The organism is Enterobacter sp. SCRI0065 (assembly GCF_059766475.1).
The window spans coordinates 1-296 of the sequence record NZ_JCBAJB010000050.1 but is presented as its reverse complement, the minus strand read 5'-3'; the positions used below and the strand labels follow the sequence as shown (position 1 = coordinate 296).

Genomic DNA, 296 nt, shown 5'->3' with positions numbered 1-296 from the left:
GCGTGTTGCGAAAATTTGAGAGACTCGACCACACCGCTTATCTGTTCTTATTACGGAGAACAGACACAGTGTGTCGTTTCAATTTTCAGCTTGATCCAGATTTTTAAAGAGCAAAACTTCGCAGTGCACCTTTTCAGGTACACTCTGAAGTTTTCTTGTTTTCAACAGTAAAGGATGGTGGAGCTATGCGGGATCGAACCGCAGACCTCCTGCGTGCAAGGCAGGCGCTCTCCCAGCTGAGCTATAACCCCATCGTAATTGCAATCTCGTTACCAGCGTCCTTCTTTACAGAAGGA

The 296-nt window shown here is 46.6% G+C and carries 1 tRNA gene; it reads right to left on the bottom strand.

Annotated features, from left to right (window positions below):
* Positions 1-175 precede the first annotated feature (175 nt).
* Positions 176-251 (bottom strand) — tRNA-Ala (locus AC6EMZ_RS23380).
* Positions 252-296: the final 45 nt, after the last annotated feature.